Here is a 17,238-nt window from a genome sequence, read left to right as displayed (position 1 = left end):
TATAGGGAATAGGGTGATATAGTGGTCGTAGAATGGAAATCTTTTTTAACTCCATATCAACAGGCAGTGGAGGAGTTGAAAATTAAATTAAAGAGTATAAGAAAAGAATATAGAAGAAGAAATGAATACTCACCAATAGAGTTCGTAACAGGAAGAGTTAAAGAAGTATCTAGCATGCTAGAAAAGGCAAATAAATTCGGAATTCCAATAAATAGATTAGAGTATGAATTGGAGGATATTGCAGGGATAAGAGTTATGTGTCAGTTCGTTGATGATATTGAGACAGTTGTGCAACTTTTACGAAAGAGAACTGATATGCAAATTTTATATGAAAAAGATTATGTTACTAATGGAAAACCAAGTGGTTATAGAAGCTATCATATGATTATAAAATATCCTGTTAATATGGCTGAAGGCCAAAAAGAAATTCTAGCAGAATTCCAAATACGTACTCTATCAATGAATTTCTGGGCAACCATTGAGCATTCTTTAAATTATAAGTATAAACAAGAAATACCTAGTGAAATAAAAAATAAGTTAAGGAATGCAGCTGATGCAGCCTTTCAATTGGATGAAGGAATGCTTGAAATAAAAGAAGAAATAAAGGATGCTCAAAAGTTATTTGAAGTAAAGTCTGATGTTATATCAAATATAATGAATAATATCCTAACATTAAGTTCTTTAGGAAAAATAGCTGAAGCCTCTAGGTATCAACTATTATTAAATAAGCTTATTGAAGAGGGGGATGTGTGGGAGTTTAATAATCTTCTTCATTCTATTCAAAGAGATATTGAGAAATATGACAATTAATAATATGTAAATAAAAAATAGGCGGTCAAAATTAATTGACCACCTATTTTTATTGTGGGCTAATGTATCAGTGTTTAATAATTAGCTAAGAATTAATAGCGTAACTATTAATGACAACCACCGTGACAACCTGAACATCCGCCACCTTCAGGTTGAATTACAGGTCTTAATGATAATCCCATACCTTCATTTTCTTCAGTTGATAGGATTATAAAACCGCCGAACTCTTCTATAAGTTCTTTTTTAGCAATAAAATTAACGTCTGCTATAGTTTCAACTGCATCCTCATCAGTAGGGTCCTCAACAGTTATGTTGAATGCAGGACCACTACAACCAAAACCAGCTAAATTTATTCTTATATTAAATTTATCTATATTGTTTTCTGCTAAGAAGCTCTTAAACTCAGTAACAGCTTCTTCACTTATTGTCATAAACTTCATATGATTCACCTTCTTTTCAATTAATAATAGTTATCATTTAGATTATAAATCAATTAAAATAATTTAGCAATGGATATTATTTTACAACTACATTAACAAGTCTGCCTTTAATGACAATAACTTTAACTATATTTTTACCTTCAGTAGCTGCCTTAACATTAGCATCATCTAAAGCTGCAACTTTTATTTCATCTTCACTTAGATTAGATGCTACATTTATTTTAGCTCTTATTTTACCATTAATTTGTACTGCAATCTCAACTTCATCCTTAACTAATGCTGATGGGTTAAATGTTGGCCAAGATTCGTTAAAGATTGAGTAGGAATTTCCAAGTAAGCTCCATTGTTCTTCTGAGAAATGAGGAGCAAATGGTGCTAATAATCTCAAGAAATCATCAACAACTTCCTTTAAGAATGCTGTATTTAGATTTTCCTCTTGTAGATATTTGCTTAGAGCATTTGAGAATTCCATCATTCTTGCAATTGAAGTATTAAATTGCATTTTTTCTGTGTCTTCTGATACGCTCTTAATTGTATTGTGTCTCCAGTAGTTAAGTTCTTTTTCTTCTTTATCTATAGAAGTTTTAGCAGAACTATTAGAAGTAATAGCTTCTCTACAAGAATCTAGTGATCTTTCTATTCTCTCAATAAATCTAGCTACAGATTTAATTCCGTCATCACTCCAAGCTCCACCTTCAGTATAAGCGAAACCAAACATTAAATACATTCTAAACACATCTGAACCGTATTGTTCAATGTATTCATCAGGATTTATAGTATTTCCCTTTGATTTACTCATTTTTAATCCATCAGGTCCAAGAATCAATCCTTGGTGAGTTAATGATTTAAATGGTTCATCAAAGTTTAGATAGCCCATATCTCTTAAAGCCTTAGTTATAAATCTTGCATATAGTAGATGCATACATGCATGCTCTGGTCCACCAACATACTTATCAACTGGTAGCATTTCGTTTACGATAGCAGAATCGAAAGCTTTATCTGAATTTTTGTTATCAGTATATCTTAGGTAGTACCAAGATGAACAAACAAAGGTATCAAGGGTATCAGCTTCTCTTTTTGCTGGAGCACCACAATGAGGACAAGTAGTGTTTATAAAATCATCACATTTAGCAAGTGGAGATTTTCCATCTGGTGCAAACTCTACATCATAAGGTAGCTCTACTGGAAGATCCTTTTCAGGAACTGGAACTATACCACAATGTTCACAATGAACTACTGGAATAGGGGCTCCCCAATATCTTTGTCTTGAAACTAGCCAATCTCTTAATCTATAGTTAACCTTAGCAGTCCCTAATTCTTTGGAAGCAAGTTTCTCAACTATTTTTACCTTAGCATCTTCTGTTGTCAATCCATCAAATTCACCACTATTAACAAGAACTCCATATTCAGTGAATGGAAGAGGTTCTTCAGTACCTTTAGAAGAATTTATAACTCTTTCTATAGGTAAGTTGAATTTAGTAGCAAAAGCAAAATCTCTTTCATCATGAGCAGGAACAGCCATAACAGCACCAGTTCCATAAGTTGCAAGAACATAGTCAGCAACCCAAATAGGAACTTCCTTGCCGTTTATAGGGTTTATAGCATAAGAACCAGTGAAAGTACCGGTCTTTTCTCTTGAAGTTTGTTGTCTTTCTATATCAGATTGCTTTTTAGCTTCATTTTTATATGCTTCAACAGCGGATTTATTTTCAGGTGTTGTTAATTCATCTACCAATTTGTTTTCAGGAGCTAAAACCACATAGGTAACTCCATTTAAAGTATCAACTCTTGTTGTAAATACATCAAAGCTTAAATTTGAATCCTTGACCTTAAAAGTAACTTCAGCTCCAGTTGATTTTCCTATCCAGTGTTTTTGCATTGCTACAGTTTTTTCTGGCCAGTCAAGAGTATCTAACTTTTCAATTAGTTCATCAGCATATTCTGTTATTTTGAAGAACCATTGAGTTAAGTCTTTTTTTGTAACTTCAGAGCTACATCTTTCACAAGTACCATCAACAACTTGTTCATTTGCTAATACTGTATTACAAGAAGGACACCAGTTTACAGGAGCTTTTTTTCTATAAGCTAATCCTTTTTCATATAGCTTTAAGAATAGCCATTGTGTCCATTTGTAGTATTCTGGAGTACAAGTTATAACTTCATTTTCCCAGTTAAACATAGCACCCATAGCTCTTAATTGTTTTTCCATAGTTGCTATATTTTTTTCTGTAGAATCTTTAGGGTGGATACCTGTTTTTATTGCATAATTTTCTGCAGGTAAACCAAAGGCATCAAATCCCATAGGTTGGAATACATTATAGCCTTGCATTCTTTTCATTCTTGCCCAAGAGTCTACAAGTCCAAAGTTAAACCAATGTCCTGCGTGAAGATTTGCCCCTGATGGGTATGAGAACATTTCAAGTGTATATAATTTTTCTTTTGAAGAATTTTTATCAAACTTATAAAGTTCAGTTTCTTCCCATTTCTTTTGCCATTTAGTATCAATAGCTTTACTGTAATTTGACATTTATATTACCTCCTGTTTGTTATAATGCACAAAAAATTATGCATTTATTTTCAGATGCCTTATATAGTTTTGGATCAAGCGTAAAATCAAAAAAAAGCACTTCATCTCTAAATATAAGAGACGAAATGCTTATAATCCGTGGTACCACTCTTGTTAGGATAAATATTATATCCTCACTCAAAAACATAACGGGTTAAACCGTATCTACTTCTAATAGATAAGCTCCTAGGCAAGTTCATATTAATATAACGCTATTTTTCAGCAACCAATAGCTCTCTAAAAGTTACTTTTAATATTACTACTCCTAATCAAAGCAATACACATATTATTGATTTATTAATACTTATTATAATGATTTTGTATGGAAAGTCAACTAATTGAAGTAATGTGAAGAATATAGTATAATTAACTAAAAATTCAGATTAATCAGAATTATGTGCGTGCTTAGATATCGTATATTAATAGTAAGATTATTAAAACCCAAAAGTTCATATGTGGCTGTTCCATTAAAATGTTGGTGGACAACTTCTGAAATTTTGACAAAATTCTACCAACATTTAGATGGAATACTTCTATATCAAGTGAAACTTGATTCAGGTGGGGGGAATCACTGTTTCAATCTTAGATAGAATAGAAGACACTATAAAAATAAAAATTTTTATAAAATCTATTTACAAATAATAATTATTATTATATAATAAGAATTGTCAAGGGAATGACAAACAAATTTAGGAAAAACAAAAGAGTAATAAGATTAGAATATAAATAATTAGAATAAAAATTAAAGTAAATAAGAATTTGGAGGAGAAGAATTATGAAAAAATTTGTATGTACAGTATGTGGTTATATTTATGAAGGAGAGGCAGCACCAGAAGTGTGTCCAGTATGTGGAGTTGGAGCTGATAAGTTCAAAGAACAATCTTCAGAATTAGCATGGGCAGATGAACATGTAATAGGAGTAGCTAACGGAGTTGATCCAGAAGTTGTTGAAGGATTAAGAGCTAACTTTACAGGAGAATGTACTGAAGTTGGAATGTACCTAGCAATGTCAAGACAAGCTGATAGAGAAGGTTTCCCAGAAATAGCTGAAGCATATAAGAGAATAGCTTTTGAAGAAGCAGAGCATGCAGCTAAATTTGCTGAATTACTAGGTGAAGTTGTAGCAGCAGATACAAAGAAGAATTTACAAATGAGAGTTGATGCTGAATATGGTGCTTGTGATGGAAAGAAACAATTAGCAACATTAGCTAAGAAATTAAATTTAGATGCAATACATGACACAGTACATGAAATGTGCAAAGATGAAGCTAGACACGGAAAAGCTTTCAAAGGATTATTAGACAGATACTTTAAATAGGATTTTTCATAAAATACTAGTCTATAGAAATATAGACTAGTATTTTTTATTCTTTAGGAAATTATATATATTATGTTTAGTGAGTGAACTAATGCAGATGTTAAAAGTTCAAATGATTAGAGTGGTAAATTTAGTTTTCCAGTACAAAATATTAAGAATAGTGTAATAAAAAATTAAAAAAATAACCAGTGGTTAAAATTGTCACAGATATGCTATAATTTTAAGGTATATTTAATAAGGAGAAGAAATTTAAATTGAATAGTATGAATGAAAAGTTTCAAAAAGGATTTACTATTTTTGTTAATGTAGTGCTTAAGTATCTGTTTGTATTAATTATAGCTATAGCAGGAGAAAAATTAATTGGAGTAATTAAATACAGAGATAATTCGTTTTCTATTATGATGCTTATAGTAACTGTGATTTTGGGCCTTTTATTAGTCTATGCTATAAAAAAGCAAATTAATAAAAAGATAATATTAATAGCAATAATTATTTTAGGATTAGTTATAAGATTTATTTGGATTTTTTCCATTAATAGTAGACCAGTATCTGATTTTGGTCTTATGTATGAAGCTGGTCCTAAGATATTAGATGGAGATTTCTCTAAATTTAAAGGGATAAATTATTTTAGTAGATTTCCTCATTTGACAATAATGGTTTTATATTTTGCAGGAATGCAAAAAATATTTGGCTTAGGTGCTTTGATACCAATAAAGATTGTGAACGCAATCTGTTCCACTATAGATATATTTATAATGTATAAGATGGGAAGAGAAGTATTTGATGAGAAAAAGGCGATTTTCTTATCATTTCTTACAGCTGTCTATCCACCACTTATTGTTTATACAGCTGTGTTTTGCACAGAAAATATAGCTATAACATTTTTCTTAGGAAGCTTATATATTTTTATCTTGTGTGTGAAAAACAAAGTTGATAAAAAATGGTTTATTGTATCAGCAATATTATTGAGTATAGGTAATTTGTTTAGAATGGTTGGAATTGTTATGGTGATTGCCTATATTATATACATCGTAGTTTATATTAAAGATAAGATTTCTATAAAATTGAGGAATAGTGCATATATTGTTTTAGCATTTTTACTACCATTAATTATAGTAAGTACAAGCCTAAAGGCTATGAATGTAACTGAAAATAATCTATGGAGTGGAGCAGAACCTGGTATAACATCTATACTAAAGGGCACTAATGTACAAAGCAAAGGTGCTTGGAATAGGGGGGATGCATTATTCGTAGATGTTTACTTAGGTAACAAGAAAGCACTTCAACAAGCAACTAAAGAGAGGATTGAAAAACGATTTGCAACTTATCCTTTAAGTAAATGGGTTCAACATTATGTTGATAAATTTGCTTCACAGTGGTCAGTAGGGGATTTTTCAGGAAGTTTTTGGGCTCAATTAAAGGTACCAGCTCAGGAAGTGAAAATAGATATGAATAAAGATGGGGAGTTATATACCCAAGGATTTTTTGTAATATTATTAATTTGTACAATCTTGGGATTGTTTAACAAAAAACAGTATATTAAAAATAAAATTATAAATTTATTCTATATTATCTTTTGTGGATATGGATTGCTCTTTACAATAATAGAATCTCAGGCTAGATATGGTTTTATTATTTCATGGTTATTTATATTATTATCTATGACTGTAGTTATAGATAAAGAAAAAAAGGAAAGCATAGGATAGAGGTTACTTTATTGATATGCATAATAAAGGAAAAGAGGAGAAGGATGAAAAAGAATTTTGAAATTAGTTTTACTAAGTTTGTAATTTATAGCTTGAGATTTATTTTTTTCACTATAGCAATAGTTGCTGCAGGGCAACTAATAAATTACCTTAAGTTTAAGAACAGTATGTTAAGCGTTGCTCTAATAGCATTTTATATAATACTTGGTATAGGAGTTTATTATGGATTAAATAAGAAGGTTAAAACTACCACTATGCTTTTAGTATTAATTATATTAGGATTAATTCTTAGAATAGTTTGGTCATTTAGTGTGAACAGTATACCTGTATCAGATTTTAATACAGCATATAGATCAGCTGGAGATCTTTTGAAAGGTGACTTTTCTATGATGAAAGGAACAGCTTATTTTGGAAGATTTCCTCACCTAATTGGGTTAGTACTCTATTTTGCTTTTATAAGAAACATTTTTGGAGGAAGCTCTTTATTAGTACTGAAGATAATTAACATTTTATTTTCAACATCTACAATATTCTTAGTATATCTAATATGTAAAGAAATATTTAGTGATAAGAAAAGGGTCATTATAGGAACTTTTTTAGCGGCTGTTTTTCCAACTTCAATACTATACACTGCAGTATATTGTACTGAGAATATGGCAATTCCGTTTTATCTAGGGAGCATATACTATTTTTTTTTGGTAGTGAAAAACAAGAAAAAAGAAGAATACTTATTGTTATCAGGTTGTTTGCTATTAATTGGTCATCTTTGGAGATCAGTAGCACAAGTCATGATTGTTGCTTATTTACTTTATATAATAATATACTATCAAAAGAAAAATATATTAAAGTTTAAGGCGTGCATGTATATATGTATTTCCTTTATAATACCATTTGTAATTATAAGTAATACTTTTATTTGGACAGGTATGACTGACAGACCGCTTTGGAGTGGAAGTGAGCCTGGAATTACATCTGTGCTAAAAGGAAGCAATATTCCTACAGGTGGACGTTGGAATGATGAGGATGCTAAATTTATTGAAGCCAACTTAAAGAATGAAAAATTATTAGTAGAAGAATCTAAAAAGAAGATTATAGAAAGATATACTACTACTGCCCCATCAGATTTGGTATATTTTGTTTTTAGAAAAGTCACAATGCAATGGAAAGAAGGAGATTTTGGAGCAGCATTTTGGGCACAACTTCAAGTTCCTCAACAAGATGTAGGAATAGACGTAGCTAACAATGGAGTAGTATGGTATCAATTATTTCATTTAACTTTACTTATTTTAATTATAAGAGGGTTATTCAGAAAACAAGAGTATCTAGAAAAAAAATTAATTAACTTATTTTATATTATTTTTTGTGGATACGGACTTACATTTTTAATTTTAGAGTCACAAGAAAGATATGCATTTATAGTAAATTGGTTATTTATAATTTTACCATTAGCTGCTGTTAAAGGAGATGAAGCAAGTGTTGGAAGTAATTAAATTTGGATTAGTTGGAATATTGAATACAGGTATTACTATGGTAGTTTATAATATACTAATATTTTTTGGAGTAAATTATATAGTGGCTAATGCGATAGGGTATGTTGCCGGAGTAGCTAATAGCTATATATGGAACAAAAATTGGGTATTTAACGCTAAGGATAAAAAAGATAATTCTCTTATTTTTAAGTTTATTGTAGTTAATGTAATATCATTTGCAGTTAATTCTGGAGTTTTAATATTATGTGAAAATTATATTACTAAGAATAAGACTATAGCTCAACTACCAGCTATTATTATGGGAATGGCAGTAAACTATATTTTAAATAAAATATGGACATTTAAAAAATAAATAAGGGAGTTAGAATCTAATGATAAGAAAAATAGACTTAAAATTTAAATTAGCATGGGGTATGATGATTTTAGCATTTTTAAAGGATATACTATTTATATCCTTAATGTATTCCTCAAATGCTGATATACCAAAGGGAGTTACAGAAAGTAATTTTACAACTTTAGTGCAAATATTTATTATTCTAATAATTTTTGCACCAGGGTTATTTTTTAAGGAAAAGGGTAGAGATACATATTCAATAATAATACTTACCGTATTTTCTGCTTTCTTACTAATTGATTTATGGTGCTATAGAGGAACTTGGGACTTATATGGTTTAAAATACATTTTCTTTGACAATTTGTTTAATAAATTTCATAGAAGTTTGGTTAATCCATGTATGATTGATATTTTATTTGTTTTTGATTTGCCAATATTTTATTATATGTTTATTAAAAAGTATAAGTATAAGGGCAATACTATTTTTAGAGGAAGTAGTAGTTATGAAAAGTCAGCTTTAATTAGAATTATTAAAGGATCTGTTACTTTAGTTTTTAGTATTGCATTTATTCTCGTTGCACAATATTTAGTTCAGGTAAAAGACATATCAAAAGGAAAATATACTTTATTCACTGTATATTGGTCTCCACACTCTGCAATTAAGTCACTTGGACCAGTAGGGTACCATATAAATGAAATAAGCAGTACGTTGCAAAAGCTATCAAAAAAGGAAAATGCTACAGATATAGCTAAAGCAAAGCAGTGGATACAAGCTAATGCAGAAAACTTACCTGATAATGAATATTATTCTATGTTCAAAGGAAAAAATGTTGTATTTATTCAATTAGAGTCTTTTGAACAATTTATTTTAAATCAAAAGGTTTATGGACAAGAAATAACCCCTAATTTAAATAGGTTAATGAAGAATAGCTTGAATTTTAATAATATATATGAGCAAAACAATGCAGGAAATAGTATTGATTGTGATTTTTTGGTAAACTCTTCAGTTTTTACACTTGGTACTTCGATAACAGGTCTTACTCATGAAGAAGTTAAATTTGAAGGAGCTTTACCACGTATTTTAGAAAGAGCAGGTTACACTACTGCGACTGGGAAAGTTGAAAGAGGCTTGGATTGGAACTGGGGAGAAGTTCATGGTAATGGCTTTGGAGTTCAAAATCTTTGGGATGAAAAAGATTATATTATTGATGATTATGTAGGTTTTGGTCTTTCTGATAAGAGTGTTCTTAATCAATTTAGGAAAAAGATTGAAACTTTAAAACAACCATTTTCAGCTTTTACTGTAACATTAACAACACATGGTCCTTTTGATATGACTGATAACATGAAAGGATTGAAATTACCAAAGAATCTTGATGATAATATGTTAGGAAAGTATTTTCAAGGGGTGCATTATACTGATGAACAGTTAGGTCAATTTGTTAATGACTTAGACAAGGATGGTTTACTTGAAAACACAGTTATAGTTATGTATGGAGATCATGGTGGTGTTCATAAGTATTATAATGATCAAATTCAATCTATGAACTTAGAAGGAGATTGGTGGAGAAACTATGATCATAAAATTCCTTTTATGATATATTCAAAAGGACTTAAGAGCAAAACATTTGATTCACCAGGTGGACAAGCTGACTTTTATCCTACTCTTGCATATGTTCTAGGTCTTGATAAAAAACAATACCAACAATACGTAATGGGTAGAAGCCTTGTAAATACAAAAAGAACAGCAACTGTAATAGCAGGAAATCAAATAAAAGGAACTCCTAGCACCCAGGAAGAGAAAGAGCATTTATTAAATGCCTATGATGTTGGTAGAATAATTATAGAAAATAATATGTTTAAATAATATTACAGATATTGGAATAAATAGATAAAAATGATATAATTCTCTTGTGCATATTTTTTCACAACAAGGGGGAGGATTATATGTTTAAAGATAATAAAACAATAAAAAATATCCTAATGATGCTTTTATCTTATGGAATAGCGCAATTGCTAGTATTAACTATATATTTATTACTATGCAATGGTGTTGTAAGTGCTGTTGAAAAACAGATTAATATGATAACTGTAATCTCAGGGGTATTTTTTTTGTTTTGGTACTATGTTACATCAATTGATATGGAAGATTCAATTTTAGAAAGATTAAGTTTTAAGTATATAAGCAAAAAAAACATGTTACAAATAATTCTGCTTGCAATATGCCTTTCAACTTTTTTTGGGTCAATATCTAAAATAGTTTTTTATTTTAATGAAAAAGTAAACTATAAGTATATGTTTGGTATTTATAATATGAATAGTATATCTTTATTATCATTAATTATTTTTATTCCCATAATAGAAGAAATAATCTTTAGGGGATTTCTATGTTATGAGTTGAAAGCAAAATTTAACATAGAAGGTGTTTGCATAATTCAAGCTTTAATATTTGCAGTTATGCATGGTGGTACTATTTATTTTATATTCAATTTTGTTTTAGGATTAGTTTTAGGAGTTTTATATCATTGGACAAACTCTTTGCATGGAAATATTTTGTTTTATATCTTTTATGAATTTATGGGTACACTAGTATTACCTAATGTCAATTTTAGTATAGTGGGGATATTTATTTTTAATATTTTATCAGTGATTTTTAGTATTCTATTAGTAATGATACTTTATAAGGATCTTAGAGATAGATTAATAAAAGATTCAGCATGGAAAGTCTATTCATAGTTTGATAAATCAATAAAAATATGCAAAAGAAAAGTGTATTTAATTACGTAAGCCCATTATAAAAATTATATTGTCAGAAAAAATTTTATTTATACTATATAATTGTTAAATTATAAAGTATAATGAAATAAAATAAAAAATAAAGTTTATTAAGGCATATTAATTTATTTATTTTTAATATGTCTAAAGTGGGAGGAATAAAGATGAAAGGTGTAGTAACAGTAGTTGGCAAAGACAGAGTTGGAATTATTTATGAAGTTTCTAAAGTGTTAGCAGGGGAGAAAATTAACGTTTTAGATATAAGTCAAACTATATTAAATGGATATTTCACAATGATTATGATTACAGATTTAAGCTTATGTAATAAGTCTATTGAAGAAATAAGGGAAGAACTAAATAAACTTGGGGAAAGCATAGGAATGGAAGTTAGAATTCAGCATGAGGATATATTCAGTACTATGCATAATATTTAAGGGGGGTACATAAGACATGGCAACACAGAGAGAAATACTTGAAACAATTTCTATGATAAAAGAACAGAATTTAGATGTTAGAACCATAACTATGGGAATAAGCTTAATGGATTGTTCAAGTGATAACATGGATAGATTATGTGAAAAGATATATGATAAAATTACTCTTTCAGCAAAGGATTTAGTTAAGGTAGGAAATGATATACAATCACAGTATGGTATTCCTATAGTTAATAAAAGAATTTCAGTTACACCTATTTCGATAGTTGCTGCAGCGACTAAGGCAGACAATTATGTTAAGATAGCTGAAACCTTGGACAGAGCAGCTAAAAATGTTGGAGTTGATTTTTTAGGTGGTTTTTCTGCACTTGTACAAAAAGGCTTTACTGAGTCAGATTACACATTAATAAAGTCAATTCCAGAAGCATTGAGGGTTACAGATATAGTATGTTCATCAGTTAATGTAGGTTCAACTAAAACAGGAATAAACATGGATGCTGTTAAACTTATGGGGAAAGTGATAAAGGATACAGCTAGCATAACAAATGATGGATTTGGATGTGCAAAACTAGTAATATTCTGTAATTCAGTAGAAGATAATCCGTTTATGGCTGGTGCTTTTCATGGTGTTGGTGAAGCAGAAAAAATTATTAATGTAGGAGTATCAGGACCAGGAGTCGTAAAGAGAGCTCTAGAGAGTGTTAAAGGTGAAAGTTTTGAACAAGTAGCTGAAACAATTAAAAAGACAGCATTTAAAATTACAAGAGTAGGTCAATTAGTTGCAAAAGAAGCGTCAAGTAGATTAAATGTACCATTTGGTATTGTGGACTTATCTTTAGCACCAACTCCAGCAGTAGGAGATAGTGTTGCAAGGATACTAGAAGAAATAGGCCTTGAATCTTGTGGGGCTCCAGGAACAACTGCTGCGCTTGCAATGTTAAATGATGCTGTGAAAAAGGGTGGATTAATGGCTTCTTCATTTGTTGGTGGATTATCCGGAGCTTTCATTCCAGTATCAGAAGATGAAGGAATGATAGAAGCTGCTGCTAACGGAAGTTTAACTTTAGAGAAACTAGAGGCAATGACTTGTGTTTGTTCAGTTGGGCTTGATATGATTGCAGTACCAGGAAAAACAACTGCAGAAACTCTATCAGGAATTATAGCTGATGAAGCAGCTATCGGAATGATAAATCAAAAAACCACAGCAGTTAGAATTATACCAGTACCAAATAAGGATGTGGGTGATTATGTTGAATTTGGTGGATTGCTTGGAAGAGCACCTATAATTCGTGTAAATCAGAAGAGTTGCGTAGATTTCGTAAATAGGGGAGGAAGAATACCAGCTCCAGTTCACAGTATGAAAAACTAAATACTATAGAAATAAAATCCTTTAGTGTAATTTGCTAAAGGATTTTATTTCTATAGTTTGCAATTTAATGTATAATATAGAAAAAAATTAGTTATAATTATAGAGATAATTAGAAAATAAATTATTTAATAAAATGTTATAATTTATTCCATTTAAATGAAGATGGTTTTATAGTATAATGATAGAGTTACTTGTGAAAAGTTAGATGAAATCGTAAAAATTAAGAGGGTTAATCTTAGGAGGGAATAGATGAAAAAAGATAATAAACAAAAAAAACGTAAATTTAGACCAGCAGTTTTTTTTGCAGGACTATTTTATATAATAGTATTTTTATGTATAACAACACCGCTAGTTTTAATATATGGTCCTTATGAAAATACAAAGAAGACAATAGTTTCAACTGTTTTGGCTACAAGACATGCATATTTGATAAAAGATTTTTTATCTCAGTCAACTATAGATAGTATTCTTGGTAACACGAGTGAAGGAACAACTTCTGTAACTCAAGACATGAGTAAAGTAAAAATTAAATTTAATACAGGAAATGAAATTAATAGAATTAATATTAATACAGATAGATTTGACGGATATCTTTTAGAGATTAAAAATCCATTAAAAGTTAAGGTTTCTATGACAAAATACCTTGGTAAGATGGGACAAAAGACTAGTGAGATGGCATCTGATCATGATGCAGTTGCCGCTATTAATGGAGGAGCATTCGTAGATCGTTCTTCTGATGGAACAGAATATGCAGGTACAGGAGCAGTTCCAGGTGGTCTTGTAATATCAAATGGTCAGCTAATATATCCTAAAACAGGCTTAGATGAGAATGAGGTATTTAATGTTGCAGCTTTTAGTAAGGATGGTAAGCTTATTGTGGGTGATCATAGCTATGCTGACTTAAAGGCATTAAATGTTCAAGAAGCTATGTGTTTCAGAAAACCTAATGTAATAATTAATGGAGTTAGACAAATAAGAAACAAAATGGAAGAAGGTCTTAATCCTAGAACAGCTATAGGTCAAAAAGAAGACGGAACTGTTTTGTTTTTAGTTATAGATGGTCGAAAGTTAACCGCACCAGGAGCCAGTTTATATGATGTACAAGAGATATTGATGAGTAGAGGTGCTGTTAATGCAGCTGCTCTTGATGGAGGATACTCAAGCACAATGTATTATAAAGGGGATGTAATTAACTCTCCTAATGCATGGGATGGAGAAAGAAGCGTTGCTACAGCATTTTATGTTGAAGATTAGTTTCTTGCCTTAATTTAAGGATGGTGAAGTAATGAAAAATTTAAAAAGAATAATTGTCTGGTCACTTATAGCGATAATAATACAAAATGCTATTTTCTTATATGTAGAAAATGTATATTTATCTACAGACCTAAAAATTAAAGCTGAAAAAGTTGAAGACAGTAAAGATGTTAATGTGAAAGATATGGAAGTTTCTTTGAAATCAGGAATAGAAAATATACAGGTATCTTACAATGGAAGATTTGCTTCTTATATGAATAATGGAAAGCTTTGTGTACTAGATACTAAAACAAATGAAGAAAAATCACTTACTACATCTGAAAATTCAGATATAGTGTTTTATAAATGGCTGCATAATGATACAAATATGATAGCGATAAAAAAAGTGTTGGAAAATGGAGTGTACCATTTTGAACCTGTAGCTTTTGATGCTAAAAAGGGGCAAGAAAGAGAACTAACAGACTTCGATTTTAATAAATTGAAAATACCACTATACACAAGTAAAGATACAATAGATGACGTGGTTTTTTCTACTGCAACACATAGTATATATATAAAAATTAAGAAGAGTACAGGAAGGTATAATGTATATTATGCTAATGTTATGAATCAATTAAAGTTAGTAAAATCTAATAGAATTATTGGTAAAATAGCTGTACCTACTACAAGTACCAATGCGGTTATGGAAGAGTATGGTGGGGTAAGAATATTAAATCAGGAATATGGTTTGAAAATTCCAGGAGTACAGACACCTAAAATTTTAGGAACAGATAGTAATGACAATGTATACTTTGGAAATTATGTTGATGAAAAAATCACAAAGATATATTATGGAGTTATTTCAAATAAGGTGATTCAATGGAATGAATTAAATTTACCAACAGCTACAGCTGAAAAAAATATTTTAGTTGATTATTCTGGGAAAGTTTATATTAATGATGAATTGAAAGGCCAAGTTACAGAGCTAACTTCAAACAAAACAATTCAATATAAAGGTAAGTTATTACAAACTTATTCAAATGGAATAATTTCTACAGATAATAATAAGCTAATAAAAAATATATTGAAATAGTATATGCTTAATTTATAAAGGCCGTATGCAACTAAATATTTAGTTGCATACGGCCTTTATACATTGATTTCTATTTTCTTATTATATGTTATGTATATATAGTGACTTAAATGTGTGTAGAGCTGTTCCACCTTAATATTGGTAGAAAAATGTATAAAAGTGTCGATTTTTATACAGTTGTCCACCAACATTTTAATGGAATAGTTCTATAGGGGGTAAATCTAGCAATAATCCTATTGATACTAAATTTATGTTGCGAAATTTTTATACTATTTATAAAAATAAAAAATATATATTACTAATATTATTTTTTGGGAGAGATATGCATGGCTAATGGTGCAGAATGGATTGTCATGAAGGATAAGTATATTTGGGATTTTTATATAGACTATGAAGAAAAGTTAGTAGCTAATTTAATTTATCAAGACAACATAATAGAGGAAAAAATAATTGATATAGAAGTAGAAGAATTTAGTCTAGCTGAAGATTTAAATAAAAATATTTGTGGTGTTTATTTAAAAGAAAGTAAACTTTATTACTTTACATTTGATTATAAGAAGATATTTAAAAAAATACTTTATACTAGCAAAAAGTATATTGCAGAGCTAACAGTGGTAATACTAGGAGATGAAATAAATATACTATTTATAGAAAAAGTTAGATTAAGAAGTATATCGGGTAATATCATAAATTGTGTCTATACAAATGATAAAATGCAAGTATCATCAGTAGCTGAAATCAACTTGATATCACAAAACAATACACATTATCAGATAGAGAAATTAGGTGATAATTCTATAATGATGCTTTATCTAAATAAGAAATTGGATCAGATTAAAGTTAATGCGAATGTCTATAAAAAGAGACATTGGGATAATGATATCAATTTATATGAGATAAAAGGTAGCAGAATTGAGATTAGTTGTATGTATATAGATGATAGGATAATAATTTTAAATCTATCTAAATATATGGGCAAAAATATATTAGAATTAGTTGAAATAGAAGATGGAAAGAAAAGTTCATATACAAAAATATTTGAATCTAGTGGAAAAATATTTAATAGCTTTTTGATGAGGGGCAAAGATGAATTATGGATAATTTGGCAAGAGGGAGTTGAATTATTTGGAGCTAAATATGGTGATGATTTTAAATATATTTATGTAAAAGATTTATCTTTAGAATTGCAGGAAAATGAAGAAATTCAATTATACAACTGTATTAACATCAATACTAATCAATGTATGAAAGTTTTGGGTGGAGAAAGAGCGGAGTTTAACTTTATTTCTCCTAATATAATATTTAAAGAAAGTAATAGAATATCTTTAGATTATTCCTCAGAAGAAAAACAAGATAAATTTAATTATCAGCAAATAAAAGGGAAAATTGACAACATTAAAAATGAAAAGATTAAAATAGAACAAGTTCTTAAAAGTTTAGATGCTGATTTTAGAAAGGCAAGCGCTGGAAGTAAAGTTTTCCTAGGAAATAGTGATAAGGATGATGATAATTATAAAGATTTGAAGAAAGAATTGGAGAATGTAAAAAAGATAAATAATGATATTTTGAAAGGGTGGGTGTAACATTGGTACATACAAATGTTACAGTAGGAGCCTGCAGATAGATTTTGTACAATGTAAGCATATATAGATACCATATTAGTGGCAAAC

General features: G+C 29.5%; 14 protein-coding genes and 1 other annotated feature. Of the genes, 12 read left to right on the top strand and 2 right to left on the bottom strand.

Translation table 11 applies throughout. The features are described 5' to 3' along the window. Nucleotides 1-18: 18 nt before the first annotated feature. Nucleotides 19-810 carry a GTP diphosphokinase gene (gene yjbM / locus OCU47_RS15300; RefSeq protein WP_261830641.1) on the top strand — a complete coding sequence of 264 codons (792 nt, stop codon included), beginning with the start codon at nucleotides 19-21 and terminating at the stop codon, nucleotides 808-810. A gap of 107 nt (nucleotides 811-917) precedes the next feature. On the opposite strand, the gene OCU47_RS15295 is transcribed toward yjbM, so the two are convergent. Next, nucleotides 918-1,250 carry a HesB-like protein gene (locus tag OCU47_RS15295; RefSeq protein ID WP_261829475.1) on the bottom strand — a complete coding sequence of 111 codons (333 nt, stop codon included), beginning with the start codon at nucleotides 1,248-1,250 and terminating at the stop codon, nucleotides 918-920. 76 nt (nucleotides 1,251-1,326) lie between these two features. Then, nucleotides 1,327-3,777 carry a leucine--tRNA ligase gene (leuS, locus tag OCU47_RS15290; RefSeq protein ID WP_261829474.1) on the bottom strand — a complete coding sequence of 817 codons (2,451 nt, stop codon included), beginning with the start codon at nucleotides 3,775-3,777 and terminating at the stop codon, nucleotides 1,327-1,329. A gap of 113 nt (nucleotides 3,778-3,890) precedes the next feature. Further along, nucleotides 3,891-4,098, bottom strand: a binding site (T-box leader). A gap of 493 nt (nucleotides 4,099-4,591) precedes the next feature. Between leuS and OCU47_RS15285 the strand changes: the two genes are divergently transcribed. From OCU47_RS15285 to OCU47_RS15235, 11 genes are all read left to right on the top strand, one after another. Further along, nucleotides 4,592-5,134, top strand: a complete 543-nt coding sequence (locus tag OCU47_RS15285) for an NADH peroxidase (protein ID WP_261829473.1) — start codon at nucleotides 4,592-4,594, stop codon at nucleotides 5,132-5,134. A gap of 263 nt (nucleotides 5,135-5,397) precedes the next feature. Continuing rightward, nucleotides 5,398-6,840 carry a glycosyltransferase family 39 protein gene (locus OCU47_RS15280; RefSeq protein WP_261830640.1) on the top strand — a complete coding sequence of 481 codons (1,443 nt, stop codon included), beginning with the start codon at nucleotides 5,398-5,400 and terminating at the stop codon, nucleotides 6,838-6,840. 44 nt (nucleotides 6,841-6,884) lie between these two features. Further along, entirely contained in the window at nucleotides 6,885-8,330 is a 1,446-nt protein-coding gene (locus OCU47_RS15275; RefSeq protein WP_261829472.1) for a glycosyltransferase family 39 protein, read from the top strand. Further along, the gene (locus tag OCU47_RS15270; protein WP_376778041.1) at nucleotides 8,305-8,682 is read left to right on the top strand and encodes a GtrA family protein; all 378 of its coding nucleotides are present in this window, start codon (nucleotides 8,305-8,307) and stop codon (nucleotides 8,680-8,682) included. The genes OCU47_RS15275 and OCU47_RS15270 overlap by 26 nt, the downstream gene beginning before the upstream one ends. A 19-nt stretch (nucleotides 8,683-8,701) precedes the next feature. After that, nucleotides 8,702-10,531: an LTA synthase family protein gene (locus OCU47_RS15265; RefSeq protein WP_261829470.1), complete on the top strand. Its 1,830-nt coding sequence runs from the start codon at nucleotides 8,702-8,704 to the stop codon at nucleotides 10,529-10,531. Nucleotides 10,532-10,611: 80 nt separating this feature from the next. Beyond that, complete coding sequence (locus tag OCU47_RS15260; RefSeq protein WP_261829469.1) at nucleotides 10,612-11,400, top strand: CPBP family intramembrane glutamic endopeptidase; 789 nt, start codon at nucleotides 10,612-10,614, stop codon at nucleotides 11,398-11,400. A 203-nt stretch (nucleotides 11,401-11,603) separates the two neighbouring features. Further along, nucleotides 11,604-11,873 (top strand): ACT domain-containing protein, encoded by a 270-nt coding sequence (locus tag OCU47_RS15255; protein WP_261829468.1) that lies wholly within the window; start codon nucleotides 11,604-11,606, stop codon nucleotides 11,871-11,873. A gap of 16 nt (nucleotides 11,874-11,889) precedes the next feature. After that, on the top strand, nucleotides 11,890-13,242 hold the full coding sequence (locus tag OCU47_RS15250; RefSeq protein WP_261829467.1) for a PFL family protein: 1,353 nt from the start codon (nucleotides 11,890-11,892) through the stop codon (nucleotides 13,240-13,242). Nucleotides 13,243-13,491: 249 nt separating this feature from the next. Further along, on the top strand, nucleotides 13,492-14,496 hold the full coding sequence (locus OCU47_RS15245; protein WP_261829466.1) for a phosphodiester glycosidase family protein: 1,005 nt from the start codon (nucleotides 13,492-13,494) through the stop codon (nucleotides 14,494-14,496). Between the two features lie 31 nt (nucleotides 14,497-14,527). Next, nucleotides 14,528-15,568 carry a hypothetical protein gene (locus OCU47_RS15240; RefSeq protein ID WP_261829465.1) on the top strand — a complete coding sequence of 347 codons (1,041 nt, stop codon included), beginning with the start codon at nucleotides 14,528-14,530 and terminating at the stop codon, nucleotides 15,566-15,568. A gap of 326 nt (nucleotides 15,569-15,894) precedes the next feature. Continuing rightward, the gene (locus OCU47_RS15235) at nucleotides 15,895-17,151 is read left to right on the top strand and encodes a hypothetical protein (RefSeq protein ID WP_261829464.1); all 1,257 of its coding nucleotides are present in this window, start codon (nucleotides 15,895-15,897) and stop codon (nucleotides 17,149-17,151) included. Nucleotides 17,152-17,238: the final 87 nt, after the last annotated feature.

It is taken from the genome of Clostridium sp. TW13 (assembly GCF_024345225.1).
GTDB lineage: Bacteria > Bacillota > Clostridia > Clostridiales > Clostridiaceae > Inconstantimicrobium > Inconstantimicrobium mannanitabidum.
Note: the sequence above shows the minus strand (reverse complement) of the source record. Positions and strands in the feature narration are given on the sequence as shown.

Excerpts from the sequence above, each read along its gene's own strand:
- OCU47_RS15295 (WP_261829475.1), bottom strand. The coding sequence starts at position 1,250 with ATGAAGTTTATGACAATAAGTGAAGAAGCTGTTACTGAGTTTAAGAGC.
- leuS (WP_261829474.1), bottom strand. The coding sequence starts at position 3,777 with ATGTCAAATTACAGTAAAGCTATTGATACTAAATGGCAAAAGAAATGG.
- OCU47_RS15285 (WP_261829473.1), top strand. The coding sequence starts at position 4,592 with ATGAAAAAATTTGTATGTACAGTATGTGGTTATATTTATGAAGGAGAG.
- OCU47_RS15280 (WP_261830640.1), top strand. The coding sequence starts at position 5,398 with ATGAATGAAAAGTTTCAAAAAGGATTTACTATTTTTGTTAATGTAGTG.
- OCU47_RS15275 (WP_261829472.1), top strand. The coding sequence starts at position 6,885 with ATGAAAAAGAATTTTGAAATTAGTTTTACTAAGTTTGTAATTTATAGC.
- OCU47_RS15270 (WP_376778041.1), top strand. The coding sequence starts at position 8,305 with ATGAAGCAAGTGTTGGAAGTAATTAAATTTGGATTAGTTGGAATATTG.
- OCU47_RS15265 (WP_261829470.1), top strand. The coding sequence starts at position 8,702 with ATGATAAGAAAAATAGACTTAAAATTTAAATTAGCATGGGGTATGATG.
- OCU47_RS15260 (WP_261829469.1), top strand. The coding sequence starts at position 10,612 with ATGTTTAAAGATAATAAAACAATAAAAAATATCCTAATGATGCTTTTA.
- OCU47_RS15255 (WP_261829468.1), top strand. The coding sequence starts at position 11,604 with ATGAAAGGTGTAGTAACAGTAGTTGGCAAAGACAGAGTTGGAATTATT.
- OCU47_RS15250 (WP_261829467.1), top strand. The coding sequence starts at position 11,890 with ATGGCAACACAGAGAGAAATACTTGAAACAATTTCTATGATAAAAGAA.
- OCU47_RS15245 (WP_261829466.1), top strand. The coding sequence starts at position 13,492 with ATGAAAAAAGATAATAAACAAAAAAAACGTAAATTTAGACCAGCAGTT.
- OCU47_RS15240 (WP_261829465.1), top strand. The coding sequence starts at position 14,528 with ATGAAAAATTTAAAAAGAATAATTGTCTGGTCACTTATAGCGATAATA.
- OCU47_RS15235 (WP_261829464.1), top strand. The coding sequence starts at position 15,895 with ATGGCTAATGGTGCAGAATGGATTGTCATGAAGGATAAGTATATTTGG.